At 32.7% G+C, this 20,065-nt stretch carries 14 protein-coding genes and 2 riboswitches; of the genes, 12 read left to right on the forward strand and 2 right to left on the reverse strand.

The features are described from left to right. A riboswitch (cyclic di-GMP riboswitch) is annotated at nt 1-108 on the forward strand. 111 nt (nt 109-219) lie between these two features. From OCV48_RS08830 to OCV48_RS08855, 6 genes are all read left to right on the forward strand, one after another. Further along, the gene (locus OCV48_RS08830) at nt 220-999 is read left to right on the forward strand and encodes a hypothetical protein (RefSeq protein ID WP_147591695.1); all 780 of its coding nucleotides are present in this window, start codon (nt 220-222) and stop codon (nt 997-999) included. Beyond that, complete coding sequence (locus OCV48_RS08835) at nt 986-1,570, forward strand: Mbeg1-like protein (protein WP_147591696.1); 585 nt, start codon at nt 986-988, stop codon at nt 1,568-1,570. The genes OCV48_RS08830 and OCV48_RS08835 overlap by 14 nt, the downstream gene beginning before the upstream one ends. Before the next feature lie 50 nt (nt 1,571-1,620). Further along, nucleotides 1,621-1,737: riboswitch (cyclic di-GMP riboswitch) on the forward strand. Between the two features lie 112 nt (nt 1,738-1,849). Beyond that, entirely contained in the window at nt 1,850-2,626 is a 777-nt protein-coding gene (locus OCV48_RS08840) for a hypothetical protein (protein WP_147591697.1), read from the forward strand. Beyond that, nucleotides 2,613-6,887, forward strand: coding sequence for a calcium-binding protein (locus OCV48_RS08845; protein WP_147591698.1), 4,275 nt, complete (start codon nt 2,613-2,615; stop codon nt 6,885-6,887). Before OCV48_RS08840 ends, OCV48_RS08845 begins: the two co-directional genes overlap by 14 nt. A gap of 18 nt (nt 6,888-6,905) precedes the next feature. After that, the gene (locus OCV48_RS08850; RefSeq protein WP_262559492.1) at nt 6,906-9,023 is read left to right on the forward strand and encodes a type I secretion system permease/ATPase; all 2,118 of its coding nucleotides are present in this window, start codon (nt 6,906-6,908) and stop codon (nt 9,021-9,023) included. Next, complete coding sequence (locus OCV48_RS08855) at nt 9,023-10,114, forward strand: HlyD family efflux transporter periplasmic adaptor subunit (RefSeq protein ID WP_147591699.1); 1,092 nt, start codon at nt 9,023-9,025, stop codon at nt 10,112-10,114. The genes OCV48_RS08850 and OCV48_RS08855 overlap by 1 nt, the downstream gene beginning before the upstream one ends. A 77-nt stretch (nt 10,115-10,191) precedes the next feature. Here OCV48_RS08855 and OCV48_RS08860 read toward each other — a convergent pair whose 3' ends face one another. Both OCV48_RS08860 and OCV48_RS08865 read right to left on the reverse strand, forming a co-directional pair. Beyond that, nucleotides 10,192-11,163, reverse strand: a complete 972-nt coding sequence (locus OCV48_RS08860) for a beta-ketoacyl-ACP synthase III (RefSeq protein WP_147591700.1) — start codon at nt 11,161-11,163, stop codon at nt 10,192-10,194. A gap of 270 nt (nt 11,164-11,433) precedes the next feature. Next, nucleotides 11,434-12,846, reverse strand: coding sequence for an alpha-amylase family glycosyl hydrolase (locus OCV48_RS08865; protein WP_147591701.1), 1,413 nt, complete (start codon nt 12,844-12,846; stop codon nt 11,434-11,436). A 451-nt stretch (nt 12,847-13,297) separates the two neighbouring features. Here OCV48_RS08865 and OCV48_RS08870 point away from each other — a divergent pair, with 451 nt between their 5' ends. The 6 genes from OCV48_RS08870 to folP all read left to right on the forward strand — a co-directional run bounded on the left by OCV48_RS08870 (nt 13,298) and on the right by folP (nt 19,915). Then, nucleotides 13,298-14,371, forward strand: coding sequence for an ABC transporter ATP-binding protein (locus OCV48_RS08870; RefSeq protein WP_021982070.1), 1,074 nt, complete (start codon nt 13,298-13,300; stop codon nt 14,369-14,371). Nucleotides 14,372-14,417: 46 nt separating this feature from the next. Continuing rightward, nucleotides 14,418-15,212, forward strand: a complete 795-nt coding sequence (locus OCV48_RS08875) for an ABC transporter permease (protein WP_262559590.1) — start codon at nt 14,418-14,420, stop codon at nt 15,210-15,212. Continuing rightward, on the forward strand, nt 15,212-17,077 hold the full coding sequence (locus OCV48_RS08880) for an extracellular solute-binding protein (RefSeq protein ID WP_021982072.1): 1,866 nt from the start codon (nt 15,212-15,214) through the stop codon (nt 17,075-17,077). The genes OCV48_RS08875 and OCV48_RS08880 overlap by 1 nt, the downstream gene beginning before the upstream one ends. After that, a complete protein-coding gene (locus OCV48_RS08885) occupies nt 17,077-18,369 on the forward strand; it encodes a bifunctional folylpolyglutamate synthase/dihydrofolate synthase (RefSeq protein ID WP_147591704.1) in 1,293 nt (430 codons plus the stop codon). Before OCV48_RS08880 ends, OCV48_RS08885 begins: the two co-directional genes overlap by 1 nt. A gap of 8 nt (nt 18,370-18,377) precedes the next feature. Beyond that, nucleotides 18,378-18,932 (forward strand): GTP cyclohydrolase I FolE, encoded by a 555-nt coding sequence (gene folE / locus OCV48_RS08890; protein WP_021982074.1) that lies wholly within the window; start codon nt 18,378-18,380, stop codon nt 18,930-18,932. Between the two features lie 167 nt (nt 18,933-19,099). Further along, nucleotides 19,100-19,915, forward strand: a complete 816-nt coding sequence (gene folP, locus OCV48_RS08895) for a dihydropteroate synthase (protein WP_021982075.1) — start codon at nt 19,100-19,102, stop codon at nt 19,913-19,915. Nucleotides 19,916-20,065 lie beyond the last annotated feature (150 nt).

Genomic DNA, 20,065 nt, shown 5'->3' on the forward strand with positions numbered 1-20,065 from the left:
AGGGCAAACATACAGAAATGTATGGACGCAAAGCCAGGAGTCTACGGGTAGTTATTGAGGAAAGAAAGTTGTTAGTATAATAATACCTAAGATAGTTCGGTTGCATAACGTATTCGTTATGCTTTTTTTATTTTAAAATAAAAAGCATAAAAGGTGTAAAGGAGGGCAGAAGATATTAATACAAAAGAAAAGGAAAATAAATATTATAGGAGGAAATGAATGAAAAAGATAAAAAAATGTATGATAGCAATAGTCGTATTTGCAATGGTAATTATAAGTTCTACAAGTTGTGAAAGTAAGCCGATTATGGATGAGGATAAATGTGCAGAAGTGGCATTGGAATATATGAAAAATAAATATCAGAAAGATTTTGAGGTAACATATAGCCAAGAAAAGAAAAGAATTATAGGAAGAGCTGGATATGCAGAAGTAGATGTTAGAGTTAAAGGAAAAGAAAAAGAATATCGAATTATGATGTGTCCAGATGGTTATGATGATTCAGATAAAGATGGATATTATGATTCTTACATAGTAATATCGGATGATTATATGTGTGATATTGTTAATAATAAAATTAAAGTTGAATTGGACAGTAATGTTAAGAATGTAATAGTTAATAAATTTATTAGTGATATATATATAACAGAACGAAACATATCAAAAATAGAAGGATTTTGGGGTTTTTCAAGCGATTTCAGTTTTAATGAGAAAAATAATACTTTGGATGGTTTATTAAAAAATGAAAATGTATATATAACATATAGAATTGAAATTCCTGAAAATGAATTTAGTATGGATTATGAAAAGAATATTACAGAAATATTAAAGCCTAAAATATCAGAAGATATAATATCGATTTCTTTAGTATCATATCCGGAAGAAACTTATTTAAAAAGAGAAAAAATATATAAAGAAAAAGGATATGAAGAAATTGGCGGATTGATTGGAACAGATGAAATCGATTTTTTTATAGAGGAGGAAACAAATGAGTCTAAGTAATGAACAATTATTATATTTATCAGCATTAGCATACTATAATGTTGATACTGTAGATGTGAGTAATAAAAATGTTAAAAATATTATAAATGGTGTAAGGAAAGGTGAAAAAACAACTTGTTTTGATGGAGCAGCAGGATATAGCGATAAAGAACTTGGAATGGATAAAATTATAGCATTTATAGAAAATGATAGTGAATTAATGAAATTACAAATGGTATATCCTAGTGGTATTGATAATACTACATCATCAGTATGTTTTGTAAATACAGAAACGTCAGAAGTTTATGTTGTATATTGCGACAATTATATAGATAGTCCTTATGAGTATAAAGATGAAAATGGAAACATTAATAGTAATTCTACATGGATTAGTAATATGAAAGGGGCAGTTGAGTGTGATACAGTAGAGCAAAAACTTGCAGTAGAGTTTTATAATAATGCTATAAGTGCTGCCAGAAATGTATTAAATAATGTGGATGGAGATATAGATATAACTGTATGTGGACACTCGACAGGTGGAAATCAGGCACAGTATGTGACAATTGCGTATGAAAAGAAGTATTGGAAATGAAAAAAATGTTGAAAAAAGTAAGTTAATAAATTATACTGTAAATGTAAAAGAGAGATAAAGGGCAAACATACAGAAATGTATGGACGCAAAGCCAGGAGTCTACGGGTAGTTATTGAGGAAAGTAAGTTGTTAGTATAATAAATACCTAAGATAGTTCGGTTGCATAACGTATTCGTTATGCTTTTTTTAATTTTAAAATAAAAAGCATAAAAGAAGTAAAGGAGGGCAGAAGATATTAATACAAAAGAAAAGGAAAATAAATATTATAGGAGGAAATGAATGAAAAAGATAAAAAAAAGTATGTTAATAGTGGCGATATTTTCAGTAGTAATTATAAGTGCTACAGGGTGTGATAAAAAAACAGTAATGAATGCAGACAAGTGTGCAGAAGTGGCTCTTGAATATATGGAGAATAAATACCAAAAAGACTTTGAAGTAGTAGATAGTAGGCAAATGAGAAAATATATTGGTTCAGATAATTATGCAAGAGTTATAGTTAAAATTAAAGGTGAAGAAGAAGAGTATTGGATTATATTATATCCAGACGGAGATAAAGATATAGATAATGATGGATATTATGATTCTTACAAAGTAATATCAGATGACTATATGAGTGAATTGGTAAAACAAAATATTTTGAAAAGAGAATTTGATACTTTATCTAATGAAATGGGAGTTAATAGATATATTAGTGATATATCTGTATATGAAATATGTCAAATAAAAGGTTTTTGCGGTTTTGCAAGTAGCTTTTATATTGAAAGTGAAAATAATACTTTAGATGGATTATTAAAAAATGCAAATGTATGTATATCATATAGAATTGAAGTTCCTGAAAATGAATTTAATCAGGATTATGAAAAGTATTTTAAGAAAATATTAAAGTCTAAAATGTCAGATGATAGCATATCTATTTCAATAGTATCCTATCCAGAAGAAACATATTTAGAAAGAGAAAAAATATATAAAGAAAAAGGATATGAAGAAATTGGAGGATTGATTGGAACAGATGAAATAGATTTTTTTATAGAGGAGGAAACAAATGAGTCTAAGTAATGAACAGTTATTATATTTATCAGCATTAACATATTACAATATTGATACTGTAGATGTGAGTAATAAAAACGTTAAAAGTATTATAAATGATATAAAGAAAGTTGAAAAAACAACATGTTTTGATGGGATAGCAGGATATACAGATAAAGAACTTGGAATGGATAAAATTATATCATTTATAGAAAATGATAGTGAGTTAATGAATTTACAACTGATATATCCTGACAAAAAAGATACTACTACATCATCAGTTTGCTTTATTAATAAGGACACATCAGAAGTATACGTAGTTTTTTGTGGAAATTATATTGATAGTCCCTATATAGTAAGAGATGATGATGGGAAACAGATAAATATAAGTGAATGGACAGAAAATGTTAAAGGTTCATGTGTATCAGATACGGAGTCGCCAAAAAGAGAATTAAAATTTTATGAAGATGCTATTAATGCGGCAAGAAAAGAATTGAATAATATTGATGGAGATATAGATATAACTGTATGTGGACATTCAACAGGTGGAAATCAGGCACAGTATGTGACGATTGCGTATGAGAAGAATCAGGGTAAAAATTATTTACAGAATAATGATATTGATAGATGTGTTTCGTTTGATGGACAAGGTTTTTCAAACGAATTTATAAATAAATATAAGGAAGATATTGAAAAAAAATCAGATAAAATAATATGTTATGAACCAACAGTAAGTTTTGTGGGATCCTTATTAAAGAGTCTTCCAGGTATAAAAAAGAAATATATAAACATTGGAAGTCCGAATTCATTTGGAGTTGGCTATCATATGCCAGCAGAATTGTTAGATGAAAATGGTAATTTTAAGGAGGAGGGAGATTCAAGTTTTGTTAGCCGTTTAATAAAATCAATATCATCAAAATCTGTATTTATTGCAAATAATATATTTAATATAAATATGGAAAATGCAAGTGATGGAATTGGGAAGTTTATTGATGAAATGATGGCAGAGGGGAATGATGCAGAGGTCTCATGGAACAAATTAATAAACAATGAAGATGTTAAAGAATATTTGTATGTAGCTAGTGGAGTATTTTATTATGATACATTTTTAAATAACTTAGAATTAAGACAAAATAATGAATTTAATGAACTCGTTAATAAGTATAATGAAGGGATATCAGAAATCAAGGAGTTAATAACGAATGGAAAATATTTGCAAGCGTTGTATGAAATTTGTAATATAGTAGATGGTTCAATTATAATTGAATGCGTATCCAAAGGTATATTTGATAAAGTAAATACAGTATTGGATTTTGGTAAGTCATTTAGTAAAATGGTCATAGACGGATTGTGTAAGTGGACAGAAAATAATAAGTATATTACATTAGATAAGAAATTCAAATGGAAATCTATTAAGCATTTGTTTGGGTGGTTAGATAAAAGTTATAGACAAGCTTCAGCATCAGTACGTTATATATCAGATCCATTAGTAATTGACCTTGATGGAGATGGCTTTGAATTAACTGATGTAGAAAATGGAGTATATTTTGATAATGATAACTACGGGCTTTCAGAGAAGACGCAGTGGGTATCGTCAGACGATGGATTATTAGCAATCGATTTAAATGGTGACGGAATTATAAATGATGGATCAGAATTGTTTGGAAGTTCAACTGTAATGCCGGATGGTTCAATTGCAAGATTAGGTTTTGAAGCATTAGCTCAATACGATGAAAATGGTGATGGGATAATAGATGAAAAAGACAGTGCATATTACAGATTACTTGTATGGCAGGATAATAATAGAAATGGAATATCAGAAGCGAATGAATTAAAGACATTAAAAGAATTAGGAATAGAATCAATTTCACTTAAGACGGAGGAAATTGATGGTGTAAATACTGCATATATTAAGTATTTTGATGGACGAAAAAGGAAGATAGGTGAGTTTTCGTTTGATTCAGAATCATATAATACAATAGAAAAAGAATCAGAGCGTATATCAGAAGATATCGAGAAGATGCCAGATGTAAATGCAATAGGAAATGTAGCATCATTGCATACATTAATGCAGAAAGACACAACAGGCAGATTAGCAGAATATGTAAACTTGTTCGCTAAATCAGATAATGATAATGAAAAAAGTGAGATAATAACTAAAATATTATACTTTATAACTGGAGCAGATAATATATCTGGTGGAAGTCGTGGTGGAAATATTGATGCTAAGAAACTCAGAGTAATAGAGATGTTCATGGGACGTAATTTCATTGGAACAGAAGGAAGTAATCCTGTAAATACAGCAGCAGATATATTGAATGGCTTGTATAACAATATACATGAACTGTATTATAATCTTTTGAATGCAGAGACAAAACTTAAGGATTATATGGAAATGGTATTTATCGAGAATGATGATTATATAAATACAGAAATATTTGATACTTATATGAGTATTTGCATTTCAGAAGGAATAGATGTAAAAGGCATTATAAAAGATATAGGCAGATATATTGCAGTTATGAATGATAATCAGATTAACTTGGTTAATTATATTCAAAAATATATAGAATATCCTGAAATTATAACAGAATTAAAGAATGTAATACCATCAAATCTGATAGTTGGTTCAAATGAATCTGATACTATAAATATAAGTAATAATAGCAATGTTACAGTTATAGCGGGAGTTGGAGATGACATAATAAATGCCAACGATGGAAACGACTTAGTGTATGCAGGCTCAGGAAACGATACCATTTATGGAGGAGATGGAGACGATACCATTTATGGAGGAGCCGGAGATGATATCCTGAATGGAGAAGGCGGAAATGATAAACTCTATGGAGGAGTCGGAAACGACACCCTAAACGGAGGCTATGGAGATGATACATACTACTTTGAACTTGGAGATGGAGAAGATACAATCTATGAAGACGGAGAGTATGTCAATGTAGACAGAATAGTTTTCGGAAAGGGAATAAGTCCTGAAAATATATCTTTGGAAAGAATAGGAAATGACCTTGTAATAAAATATAGCGAAGTAGATAAATTCACAGTAAAGAACGCCTATGGCTACAAGAAATACTGTGGCTACGGTTATTACTTTGTTGAAAAAATAGAATTCAGTGACGGAACAGTATGGAACAAAGATAAACTCATAGAACTTATAAGTATAAAGACAGGAACAGCTGGAAATGATGTTCTTACAGGATATGAAGGAACAGATGTATATAACAGAAATGAGACATTCTATGCGGGAGCCGGAGACGACATAATAAATGCCAACGATGGAAACGACTTAGTGTATGCAGGCTCAGGAAACGATACGGTAAATGGAGGAGATGGAGACGATACCATTTATGGAGGAGCCGGAGATGATATCCTGAATGGAGAAGGCGGAAATGATAAACTCTATGGAGGAGTCGGAAACGACACCCTAAACGGAGGATATGGAGATGATACATACTACTTTGAACTTGGAGATGGAGAAGATACAATCTATGATGACGGAGAGTATGTAAATGGAGACAGAATAGTTTTCGGAAAAGGAATAAATCCATCTGACGTAACGATAGAAAGAGTTGGAAACGATATAATAATCCGTTACAGTGCCGCAGACCGAATAACAATAAAGAATGCCTATGGCTACAAGAGATACTGTGGCTACGGTTATTACTTTGTTGAAAACATAGAATTCAGTGACGGAACAGTATGGAACAAAGATAAACTCATAGAACTTATAAGTATCAAGAATGGAACAGCTGGAAATGATGTTCTTACAGGATATGAAGGAACAGATGTATATAACATAAATGAAACATTCTACGGCGGAGTCGGAAATGATACAATCTACGGTGGAGATGGTAATGATACCTATATCTTTGGCAGAGGTGATGGAATAGACACCATTGTTGATAATTCAGGTAGTAATATATTGTCATTTGAAGAAAATATATCCATAGAAGACCTTATGATGACAAAAAACGGAAATAATCTTGAAGTAAGTATCAGTGATACTACAGATAAAATTATTCTTAATGATTATTTTATAAATTCTTCATATCAGAACTTTAATGCAGAATTTGCAGATGGAAGTTCATTAAGTCAGAACGATTTTAGTTCAATAATAAATGGAACATATGTATATGAATCAGCGCTTAAACAGTCAGAACTACTTGTACAGAGCATGGCATCAACATCAGATGATGGAAATGTTTCAGAGATGGTTAATATAACAACACAGGATAACAATATGACAGATACACAGCTGTTTGTAAGCAATCAATAGAATAATGGGGGTACAAAAGTGGAAAATATAATAAACAGTGGAATGGCTTCATTTCTGACAATGACACATTTGCTCAATGTAAATGTGTCTAAGGAACAGTTGAATCATATTCTCTCCTTAAATGTAGGGGATATGACTGAAATAGAAATGATGACAGCCGCAAGATTGTTAAAGATAAAGGGAAAAATTAAGGAACTGAAATATGAACAGTTAGAAGAATTGAATGTTCCTGTAATATGTAAAGCTAAAGATGATACATATTTTATTGTTGGAAAAACAGATAATAATAAGGTGATGATTCTAAAAGCAAATAAGCCACCAAAATTAATATCTGTAGAAGAGTTCAGAGATATTTTTTCGGGAACAGTTATTCTGCTTAGTAATAAAAGCATTATTGATAAAGAGGCTGTGTTTGGTTTCAAGTGGTTTATTCCGACAATATTAAAATATAAGAAAGAATTTATAGAAGTATTGGTGGCAGTTTTTGTTATTCAGATATTAGGAATTCTGACACCGCTTGTAACACAGGTCATAGTTGATAAAGTTCTGGTACATAGGACTTTGTCAACGCTTTATGTGCTGGTGATAGGTTTATTCTTAGGGTATGTATTTGAAATGATAATAGGTCTGGCAAAAAGTTATGTATTTACACATACAACTAACAGAATTGATGTAATGTTAAGTGACAAATTATTTAAACATCTTTTTGCATTACCACTTAGATATTTTGAATCAAGACGTACGGGTGAAACGGTAGCAAGAGTAAGAGAATTAGATAGTATAAGGTCCTTTCTGACAGGAACACCTCTATCATCGTTGATAGATTTATTCTTCATTATAATTTATATAATAATTCTTTTCTTTTATAGTGTGCCATTAACATTTGTAGTAATTGCATCTATGCCGGTTTTTGCAATATTATCAATTATTGTAACTCCATTATTCAAACAGAGACTTGATGAGAAATTTAACGCAGGCGCAGAAACACAATCATATCTTGTGGAATGTATCACAGGCGTTCAGACAATTAAGTCATTTGCCTTAGAACCTAAAGTTGAAAAGAAATGGGGAAGTCTTCAGGCTGATTATGTTAAAGCAGGATATAAGACTTCAATGGTTGCAGGTACAGCTAATACACTTGGACAGTTTATACAGAAAACATTTGATTTATTAATTCTTTTTATGGGAGCTAAGTATGTAATGGCTGGTAGATTTACGGTAGGTGAATTAGTTGCTTTCAGAATGTTATCAGGCAGAGTAAGTGGTCCTGTATTACGATTTGTCCAATTGTGGCAGGAGTATCAGCAGGCATCAATGTCTGTTAAGAGAATAGGTGATATTTTTAATACATCAACAGAACCAAGAGTTGATATAAATAAGTTGTCGCTTCCATCAATTAAAGGCAGAATTACTTTCGAGAAAGTGAAGTTCAGATATAGAATTGATGCACCGGAAGTAATTAAAAATATAAGTTTTGATATTGAACCGGGACAGATTATAGGAGTAGTGGGAAGGAGCGGTTCAGGTAAAAGTACCATTTCGAAACTTATACAAAGATTATATATTCCGGAAAGTGGAAAGATAATGGTAGATGGCGTTGATATATCTTTAGTCGACCCGGCATGGCTTAGAAGACAAATAGGTGTGGTTCTGCAGGAAAATTTTATGTTTAATGGAAGTATTGCAGAAAATATATCGATACATTGTCCTGGGGTATCTATGGAAAAGATTATTGCTGCTGCGAAAATAGCAGGTGCAAATGATTTTATTATGCATATGCAAAATGGCTATGATACTATGATTGGCGAAAAGGGTGTTGGCTTATCAGGAGGACAGAAACAGCGGATTGCAATTGCAAGAGCTATAATTAGTAATCCTAGAATACTTATATTTGATGAAGCGACTTCGGCACTTGATTATGAATCAGAAAGTATTATTCAGAATAATTTACAGGAAATATGTAAGGGCAGAACTGTATTAATAATTGCACATAGATTGTCAACACTTAAAGATGCTAATAAGATTATGGTAATAGATAATGGCGAACTTGTTGAATTCGATACTAAAGAGAAGTTAATGAGTAACCAGGGACTTTATTATTATCTGTATAATATGCAGAAAGAGGGAAGAGTTTAATGAGAAAAGAAATGCTTAATTATGTGAAGAAATATAGTAGAAAAAGAGATAGAAACCTTAAGTATGATTTTATGCCTGAGCTTCTTGAAATAATTGAGAAACCGGCACATATAGGTGGAAAGGTTATTATCTGGAGCATATTTACATTGCTTGTAGTAACCATTATATGGGCTTCAGTATCTAAAATCGATGTCGTATCTACGACAGGAGGAACAGTTAATCCAAAAGGAAGTGTTATCAATGTTCAGGCTAAGCAGGACGGCGTGGTAAATGAGGTTCTGGTAAGTAATGGTCAGTATGTGCATAAAGGTGATATTTTGGTTAAAATAGATTCCTCATACGATAATATAGATGTTGAAAATCTGTCTGCACAAAAGAAATTGCTAGAAGAAGAAAATAAAATATATCAGATGATATTAGATAATCAGGATATAAGTTCAATTGATATAAATCAATACGATGAAAGTATGAAGAATACAATTAATTATATAGTTACACAGGAAAAGTATATAGCAAAAACGAATGAAGGTTCAATTGTTGATAACAAAGAACAACATAATCTGTCTGTACTTTCTAAAATAGCTGACAATGATGAGAAGATTTCTGAGATTGATAACAGTATTAAAAAGGCAGAGAATATTCTGGATAATAAAATACTTCATTCAGAAACTGATGGATATGTAACGAATATGCAGGAGGGACTTACAGGAAATGTCGTTGGAACAGGAAATGTTCTGATGAATATTATACCTGATAATACACCTATGGAGTTAACCTGTTATGTGAAAAACAGTGATATTGCAGACTTGAAGATTGGTAAAGCGGCAGTTATTAAATTAGAGGCATATCCATATTCGGAATATGGTACATTAACAGGAAAGATAACTTACATATCGGCAGGCGCAGTATCAACAGATGAAGTTAAGAATGTATATGTTGTAAAGCTTAGCATAGAAAATAATAATGATAAGATTAAATTACTCCCGGGAATGACTGCAACCGTAGAATTTGATTTAGGAAAAAGAAGTATTATGAAATACTTTCTTGATCCTATAACCGGAGCTTTAAAAAATACAGCCAGGGAAAAGTAATAAGAATAATCTTATTATAATGTTATAATAATACGATTTAGCGACAGGCGTAAATTACATATTCAAGGACAATCTTATTATAATGTCATAAGAATACCAGCCCATGTAAGTCCACCACCAAAACCAGCTAAAGCAATAAGGTCGCCAGGTTTTACGGTTCCGTTATGTAATACCTCATCTAAGAGGATTGCCACACTTGCAGCTGAAGTATTGCCATATTTATCAAGATTAACAGGGAAAATATCATCGCTAAGATGTAATCTTTTAGCGGCAAACTGAATAATACGTTTATTTGCCTGATGTAGTAATATTTTGTTAAAATCTTTTATTTCTATTCCGGATTTTGTTGATAATGATTCAATAATTTCCGGGATTTTTCTTGTGGCAAATTTGAATACTTCCTGACCATTCATATGGACATAAGGAGAGGTATAATTATTTTGAATAAAAGGGTTAATTAGTGGAGCATTTCCACAGGTTAATACATCGCCTTTACTTCCGTCTGAACCATGTTCTAAACATAGTATGCCACGTTTATCTGAATGGGAAACACCTAATATGGCAGCACCGGCCCCATCACCGAATAATACACAGGTACCTCTGTCAGTCCAGTCAATTATTTTAGAAAGTGTTTCAGCACCTATTATAAGAGCATGCTTAATTAATCCAGAGCAAATGAAAGCATGGGCCGTCTGTAATCCATACATAAATCCGGTGCAGGCAGCATTTATATCATAACACATAGCATTTATGGCACCGGTTGCAGCCTGGACTTTGCATGCTGTACTTGGCATTTTTCCATCAGGAGTTAATGTGGCTACAATAATTAAATCTATATCCTCCGGTGAGATATGGGAGTCTTTAATAGCTTTTATAGCGGCTTTAATTGATAATGTGGCAGTTGTATCACTATTTGAAATTCTTCGTTCTGAGATGCCGGTTCTGTCAGTAATCCATTCATCACTTGTATCGACAATGGTGCTAAAATATTTATTTGTTACAATATTTGCAGGAACAGCAGAACCTGTTCCTAATATATATGATGTCATAAGCTTTCTCCGTTCATAAAATATACGTTATTTAATTATACACCGAAAATAAGGATATCTTGCATAAAAATAAAATAAAAAGTACGATAAGCAGTAGGATAAACAGTAAGATAAGCAGTAAGATAAACAGGCTGAAGTAATTAATACATTTACAAATAACAGGGGCAGAATAATTATAAGACAATAAACAGGATTATAATAAATCAGGCTCGTTACCCGGTCTATATATGATGTTGTTTCATATATAAAATGGATAAAGAGCCTATATTTTTATTCTGAAAGAATAATATAATATTCAAAAGGTTTTAGAGTGTTGAGGTCTTTAGTATTAAGAGTAGTTTTCTCATCATTGATAATTCCTGTTGAATCACCATTTAATAAGATGTTGCCTTTAGAAATCTTCTTATCATATTTAACTGTCTGTTCTTTATTAGAAAGATTAACAACAACTGTAATCTTCTTACCATTTTTAACACGTTCGTAAGATAATATGCTCTTGTTATCGTTCGTAATCATTCTGACTTTACCGCCGGCTAATCCTGTATAAAGAGGTTCATTCTCAGTCTTTATTGTACAGAAATCAGTAAGGAGTTTCTCGTATTTATAATCGCCAAAATCAATATTATCCTTTTCGAAGAACTCAAGGGAAATATCTGAATCTTCTTCATTACCTGAATATATAAGAGGAAGTCCCTCAGCAGTAAATACTACAGTATATAAAGCACCAAGAGATTCTTCGCCGAAACGGTCAGCAAGTGTTCCGTCATAAGTATTTTTATCGTGGTTATCGATGAAATTCATCTTAAAAGCTCCGTAAGGGAGGTCCTTTTTGATGTAGCTTTCTAATTTGTCAGCAGTATTTGGAACTGATGATGCTAACTTGAGTGCATCATATAATTCGAAATTATAGTTACTGTCAAATGCTTTGTTAAGAAGTGAATCACTGTTTGTACCATCTTCTGCAACCATATAGATAGGTTTAACCTTATCTAATTCAGTACGTGCCTGTTCCCAGAAGTCAAGTGGTACACCCTGTGCATAATCGCATCTGAAACCATCAACACCGATATCATCTATCCAGAATTTCATGGCATCAATCATAGCAGTTCTCATATCATTATTTGTATAATCTAATTGTGCTACGTCATTCCAGTCTGTATTAAGAGGTGAAATGATATTACCATTTTCATCTTTAGCATAATATTCAGAGTGTTCAGTAATCCAGGTATGGTCCCAGCCTGTATGATTAGCAACCCAGTCTAAGATAACGTGGAAGCCCATTTCGTGAGCTTTATTTACTAATTCCTTGAATTCATCAAGAGTACCGAATTCATTGTTTACTTCTTTATAATCTCTTATAGAATAATAAGAACCGAGAGTACCTTTTTTATTAAGCTCGGAAATAGGATAGATAGGCATAAACCAGAGTGTATTGACACCCATATTTTTAAGTCTTTCTAAATGACTTGAAAATGCGGCAAATGTACCCTCATTTGTATATTGACGTACATTAACTTCATAGATTATGGCTGTATCTATCCAGTCAGCCTGCGTACGCTCGCCTATTACCACTTCATCTTCTTTAAAAGTTTCTTTCTTAGAAGAATTACCACAGCCTGCTAAGGACAGAACCATAGAAGTGGCTAATGATAATGCAATAAATGATTTAAAAATCTTTCTCATATCTTGTATTGTCTCCAGTCTGCAGGCTATAGATATTTTGTTAAATTAAGTTGTTATAAAAGACAATTTTGTGTTGCCTGCCACACAATTGTCAGGTAACTTTAAGTATACCGAACAGTTGAGAAATGGGCAAGTTATATTCTTGAAAATATGTATATTTTATTTGCAATTATACTCTTGGAAAAATATATATTTTATTTGTGAAAATATATGTTTTTTTATTTGTGTTTTAATCGGAGTTTAATGATAAAATATTATTGACAGTACCAGTTAATAATATTACAATTCAATTTGGCTGACTTAACGAGATTAATAGTCTTATGGATATTTTCAGGTATGTGAATCCGTTATGTAAAAACGCAAGATGGAAAATGAATTTTGAAAATAAATTTTACATCAGTTTATTAATAGAATTTGCTGTGGCATAGATAAACCAGAAAGGAATTTTGAGATGACAAAAAGACTTATAGATTTAGTTGATATTTCAAAATCATACGGTGACAATTTAATTCTTGATGAATTAAATCTGTATATAAGAGAGAATGAATTTCTAACATTATTAGGACCAAGTGGTTGCGGTAAGACTACGACCCTTAGAATCATAGGTGGGTTTGAACAGCCAGATAATGGAAAAGTTGTTTTTGATGGGAAAGATATTACAAAGCTTCCGCCCAATAAGAGACAGTTAAATACAGTATTTCAGAAATATGCCTTATTTACACATATGACAATAGCTGAAAATATAGCATTTGGATTAAAGATAAAGAAGAAAAGCAAACAATATATTGATGACAAGATTAAATATGCTTTAAAGCTTGTTAACCTTGATGGATATGAAAACAGAATGGCAGATTCATTAAGTGGTGGACAACAACAGCGAATTGCAATAGCCAGAGCCATTGTTAACGAGCCTAAGGTTTTGTTACTTGATGAACCATTAGGAGCATTGGATTTGAAACTCCGTCAGGAGATGCAGTATGAACTTATCAGATTAAAGAATGAACTTGGAATTACATTTATATATGTAACACATGACCAGGAAGAAGCACTTACTATGTCTGATACAATCGTGGTTATGAATCAGGGATATATACAGCAGATTGGTACACCGGAAGATATATATAATGAGCCTGAGAACGCATTTGTGGCGGATTTCATTGGTGACAGCAATATTATCTCTGCTACTATGATAGAAGATAAAGTTGTAGAGATACTTGGAACAAAGTTCAAATGTGTGGATACAGGTTTTGGTAATAATAAACCTGTGGATGCAGTTATAAGACCTGAGGACGTGGAATTAGTTGAAAAAGGAAAAGGAATAATAGATGGCAGGGTCACACATCTCATATTTAAGGGAGTTCATTACGAGATGGAGGTTATGGCTAATGGTTATGAATGGTTAGTGCATAGTACAACATTTGAGCCGGTTGGAACGGAAGTAGGTATAACTGTTGATCCATTCAATATTCAGATAATGCATAAGCCTGAATCAGAAGATGAGGAGGCAGTACCAATTGAAGAATAAAGAAAAAAAGGATAGGGCACTTAGCGCCTCATTCAAGAATACATTAATGGCGGGACCTTATATTGTATGGATAATTGCTTTCATAGTAATTCCGTTAGTCTTTGTATTCTATTATGGATTTACTGATGCAAATGGACATTTTACTTTCGATAATGTTGCCGTAATTGCACAGAAAGAATATTATAATGCATTGATTTTATCTATAATCCTTGCAGTTATAAGTACATTGGTATGTCTGTTACTTGCGTATCCGTTAGCACTTATTCTTAGAAATATGCATATGAAGAAGAATAGTTTTATTGTATTTGTATTCATTATGCCGATGTGGATGAATTTTCTGTTGAGAACTTATGCATGGCAGGCAATATTAGATATAAATGGTGTACTTGATCATCTGTTGAATACACTGCATTTACCATATTTTAATATAATTAATACTCCGGCAGCAATAGTATTAGGTATGGTATATGACTTTTTGCCATTTATGGTCTTACCTATATATAATGTATTAGTTAAAATCGATGACAATACGATAAATGCGGCAAGAGATTTAGGAGCAGATTACTTCCAGACACTTAGAAAAGTAATTCTGCCACTCAGCTTTCCGGGAATTGCAAGTGGAATAATTATGGTATTTGTTCCTGCACTTACTACTTTCGTTGTATCAGACATTTTAGGTGGAGGTAAACTATTACTTATCGGTAATCTTGTGGAAAATAAGGTTAAAGCAGATAACATTAATTTAGGTGCGGGACTTTCACTTATACTTATGATATTCATTGTTTTAAATATGTTATTTACGGCAAAATACGATAAGGGTGAAGGAGGAAATGTATTATAATGAAAAATGCAGCAAAGAAAATATACTTAGCACTTATAATTCTGTTTCTATATCTTCCGATTATTGTACTTATTGTGGCATCATTTAATGATTCTAAGATACTTGGAACATGGAAAGGTTTTACTTTTAAATGGTATAAACAGTTTTTTGCAAATGACTCAATAATGAATGCATTAAAGACAACACTTGTATTAGCAGTAATATCAGCATTTATAGCAACGGTGATAGGAGTAGTTGCCTGTCTTGCCATAAACAGAATGAAGAAAGTGCCAAGAGCAATACTTACAAGTATAACAAATATTCCAATGTTAAATGCAGAAATAGTAACAGGTCTTGCATTTATGTTATTATTTATCGGAATTGGTGTATCGCTTAGTTTTTCGACAGTTCTTATAGCGCATATAACGTTTTGTATTCCATATGCAGTATTAAGTATTATGCCTAAGGTTAAGCAGATGGATAACAGTATGTATGAAGCGGCCCTTGACTTAGGAGCATCTAAGACATTAGCATTTTTCAAGGTTACATTACCAGATATAATGCCGGGTGTTTTGTCAGGTTTCTTTATGTCATTTACAATGTCATTAGATGACTTTATAATTACACATTTCACAAGAGGTTCAGGCTTTGATACATTGTCTACAAAGATTTATACCGAAGTAAGAAAAGGTATAAAACCAGAGATGTATGCATTGTCAACGTTATTATTTGTTACAGTATTTGTGTTACTTCTATTGATTAATAAGACACCGGCTAAGAAGAAAGTCGTAACGAAGAGAGCAGAAATTATAAATAAATGTATGCAATATGCGACAATCGTGGTAATTATAGCATTAGTTGCAGTAAGTACAGTATATTCTGTAAAGAATATATTTGCCAAGAACACATACAAAGAAGAAATATATGTATACAACTGGGGCGAATATTTAGATCCAGAAGTAATTGATATGTTTGAAAAAGAGACAGGCATCAAGGTTAATTATGAAGAGTTTGAAACAAATGAAGAGATGTATACAATAATTGCCAAAGGTGCAAGAACATATGATGTTGTATGTCCGTCTGATTATATGATTCAGAAAATGATTGAAAATAATCTGCTTGCAGAAATAGATTATTCAAATGTTCCTAATATTTCTAATATGGGTAAACAGTATATGGAAAGTGCTGAGGGCTTTGATCCGGGTAATAAATACAGTGTTCCATATTGCTGGGGAACAGTTGGAATTATGTATAATACTAAGATGGTAGATGAGAAAGTAGACAGCTGGTCAATATTATTTAATGATAAATATAAGAACAACATTCTTATGCAGAATAGTGTAAGAGATGCATATTGTGTAGCACTTTCAAGTCTCGGCTACAGTATTAATACTTTAGATGAAAATGAGATTAAGGAAGCCACTGATTTATTAATCAAACAAAAGCCTCTTGTACAGGCGTATGTTATAGATCAGGTCAGAGACAAGATGATTAAGAATGCAGCCGCAATCGGAGTTATCTATTCAGGCGAGGCTATCTATATGCAGAGAGAAAATCCAGATTTGGAATATGTTGTTCCAAAAGAGGGCTCTAATGTATGGATAGATGGCTGGGTTATTCCTAAGAACTGTACCAATAAATCAGGAGCAGAAGCATGGATTAATTTCTTGTGCAGACCAGATATTGCACTTATGAATTTTGATTATATAACATATTCAACACCAAATGATGCTGCGAGAAATCTTATAGAAGATGAAGAAATCAGAAATAGTGAGATTGCATTTCCAGATGAATCAATCTTAGAAAGATGCAAGGTATATAATTATCTTGGCACAGACGGTGACAAGTTATATGATAAATACTGGACTAAGGTAGGTGCGGAATAATGAACTATGAAGAATCAAGAAAATATATACAGGACGCTTCCTCAAGGGGAAGTGTCTTAGGTCTTGACAATATTGTTAACCTGATGAATAAGTTGGGTAATGTGCAGGACCGTTTAAAGGTTGTGCATATTGCCGGGACTAATGGCAAGGGTTCAACTTCTGCATATATTACTCAGATATTAATTGAAGCAGGCTATACAGTGGGAAGATACACATCGCCTGCTGTTTTTGATTATATGGAAATGTTTACCATAAATAATATTAATATTTCTGAAGATGAATATGCAGTAAATATGACAATAATAAAGAAAGCAATTGATGAAATGGAAGCAGAACATATGACACTTCCCACACCATTTGAAATCGAGACAGCATTAGCTTATCTGTATTTCTACAGAAATAAATGTGATATAGCAATAATCGAAACTGGAATGGGCGGACGACTGGATGCTACTAATATAGTAAAATCTCCACTTGTAAGTGTTCTTACTTCAATAAGTAAAGACCATTCAAGATTCCTTGGCGAAACACTTGAAGAGATAACATTTAATAAAGCGGGAATAATTAAGAAAAATTGTCCGGTGGTAAGTGCGATTCAGTGTGATGAGGTGGCTAAGGTTATTAAAGAAGAGGCAATTAAGAATAATTCTAAGCTTATTGTATGTAATGAGCTTCAGAATGTAAGATTTAATAATGATAAAACATATGGAAGATATGTTGGAATTAGTAATGAGTTTAATGTAGAGACATCAATGCTTGGTACGTTTCAGATACATAATATCCCTACCGCAATTGAGACTATATTAGCATTAAAATCAGAGGGTTTCTTTATCTATAAAGAGAATATTGAAAATGGAATTAAAAATGCATCTATTAGTGGAAGATGTGAAAGAATAAATGATACACCTGCGATATATATTGATGGCGGACATAATCCGGGAGCAGCATTTAATCTTAAGAATACTCTGGAAATGTATTTTACAAATAAGAAATTAGTATATATAATAGGAGTATTAGCTGATAAAGACTACGATACAGTTCTGTCTGTTACGGGAGGGCTTGCAAATCATATAATAACTGTGACACCACCTGATAATGCAAGGTCATTAGACGGCAGAGAATTATTAAAGACAGCATTAAAGTATAATACTTCGGCAGAATATGCAGATGATTTAGAAAAGGCAGTTAACCGTGGCATTGAATGTGCCGGTGATGACGGAGTATTATTTGTATTTGGTTCATTATCGTATTTAGGCAGAATTAAGGAAATAGTAAGAAGTAAGAAAGGATAAGACTTCCAATGATAGATAAGACAAAGATAGAAGAGGGTGTAAGATTATTGCTTGAGGGAATGGGAGAAGATGTGAACAGAGAGGGATTGCTAGATACACCTAAGAGAGTTGCTAAGATGTACGAAGAGATTTATGGTGGTTTAGAAGAAGATGCAGCCACACATTTATCAAGAACATTTACAAGTACATCAGTTGATATGGTAATAGAGAAAGATATTACATTTTATTCAACCTGTGAGCACCATTTGTTACCATTTTATGGAGTGGTGCATATTGCATATATTCCAGATGGCAAGGTTGTCGGACTCAGTAAATTAGCAAGAACTGTTGAGGTATTTGCAAGACGTCCACAGATTCAGGAACAGATGACAGCCCAGATAGCAGAGGCCATTATGAATTATTTATCACCAAAAGGTGTAATGGTTAAAGTAGAAGCAGAGCATATGTGTATGTCGATGCGAGGTGTCAAAAAGCCGGGAAGTAAGACTGTTACATTGTATGCTTTAGGTGAATTTAAGGATAATAAAGAGGCGAGGCAGGAATTTCTAGATAGTGTTAAGTAGACACCTGCGGAAATGGAGATAGTGCGAAAGAATTGCACTGATGTGCCAATTCTTTCGCACAGCTAAATGTGTTGCAGGCATCACATTTAGCATTTATCGCAGAGCCAAATCTGACATTTGGCTCGCGATTCCTCCGGCACTTTGTGTCTGCGGAAATGGAGAAGATTATGAGAATTGGAAATAAGAATTTTGATGTTGAACATAAGACCTATATAATGGGCATATTGAATTGTACGCCTGATTCGTTTTCGGATGGTGGAAAATATAATGATATAGACAGAGCTATTAAACACGTAGAAGAAATGATACGTGATGGTGCAGATATAATTGATGTCGGTGGTGAATCTACAAGACCGGGTTATACAATTATACCTGATGAAGAAGAAATTGAAAGAGTAGTTCCGGTTATAGAGAAGATAAAGGCTAATTTTGATATTCCTGTTTCAATTGATACATATAAGAGCAAGGTAGCAGATGCAGCAGTAATAGCAGGTGCAGATCTGGTAAATGACATCTGGGGCTGTAAGTATGATAAGAAGATTGCAGATGTTATAGCAAAGAGAGATGTTGCGTGTTGTCTTATGCATAACAGAGATTTAGAGAAGAATCCTTATGGAAATGATGTAATGTATGATGTGTTAACTGATTTACAGGAAAGTATAGATATTGCACTTAAAGCAGGAGTTGCGAAGAACAAGATTATTACTGATCCGGGAATAGGCTTTGGTAAAACATTGCAGGATAATCTTAATGTTATGAATAATGTGGACTGGCTTAAGGAATTAGGATACCCAATATTATTAGGAACTTCTAAGAAGTCGATGATTGGACTTACTTTAGATGTACCAAAAGATGAGCGGCTAGAGGGAACACTTGTTACAACAGTTATGGGCGTTATGAAAGGTTGCGCATTTATAAGAGTTCATGATGTATTAGAGAATAAGAGAGCAGTTGTTATGACAGAAGCAATATTGTCGGCATAACAAGTTGCCACTTTGCAAACAAGTTGCCGGAAAAAGTGCGAAGATAATGCCGATGCACCAATTCTTTCACACAGCTAAATGTGTCGCAGGCGTCACATTTAGCCATATCGCAGAGCAAAATCTGAAATTTTGCTCGCGATTCCTCCGACG

It is taken from the genome of Bovifimicola ammoniilytica (genome assembly GCF_025567085.1).
Lineage (GTDB): Bacteria > Bacillota > Clostridia > Lachnospirales > Lachnospiraceae > Bovifimicola > Bovifimicola ammoniilytica.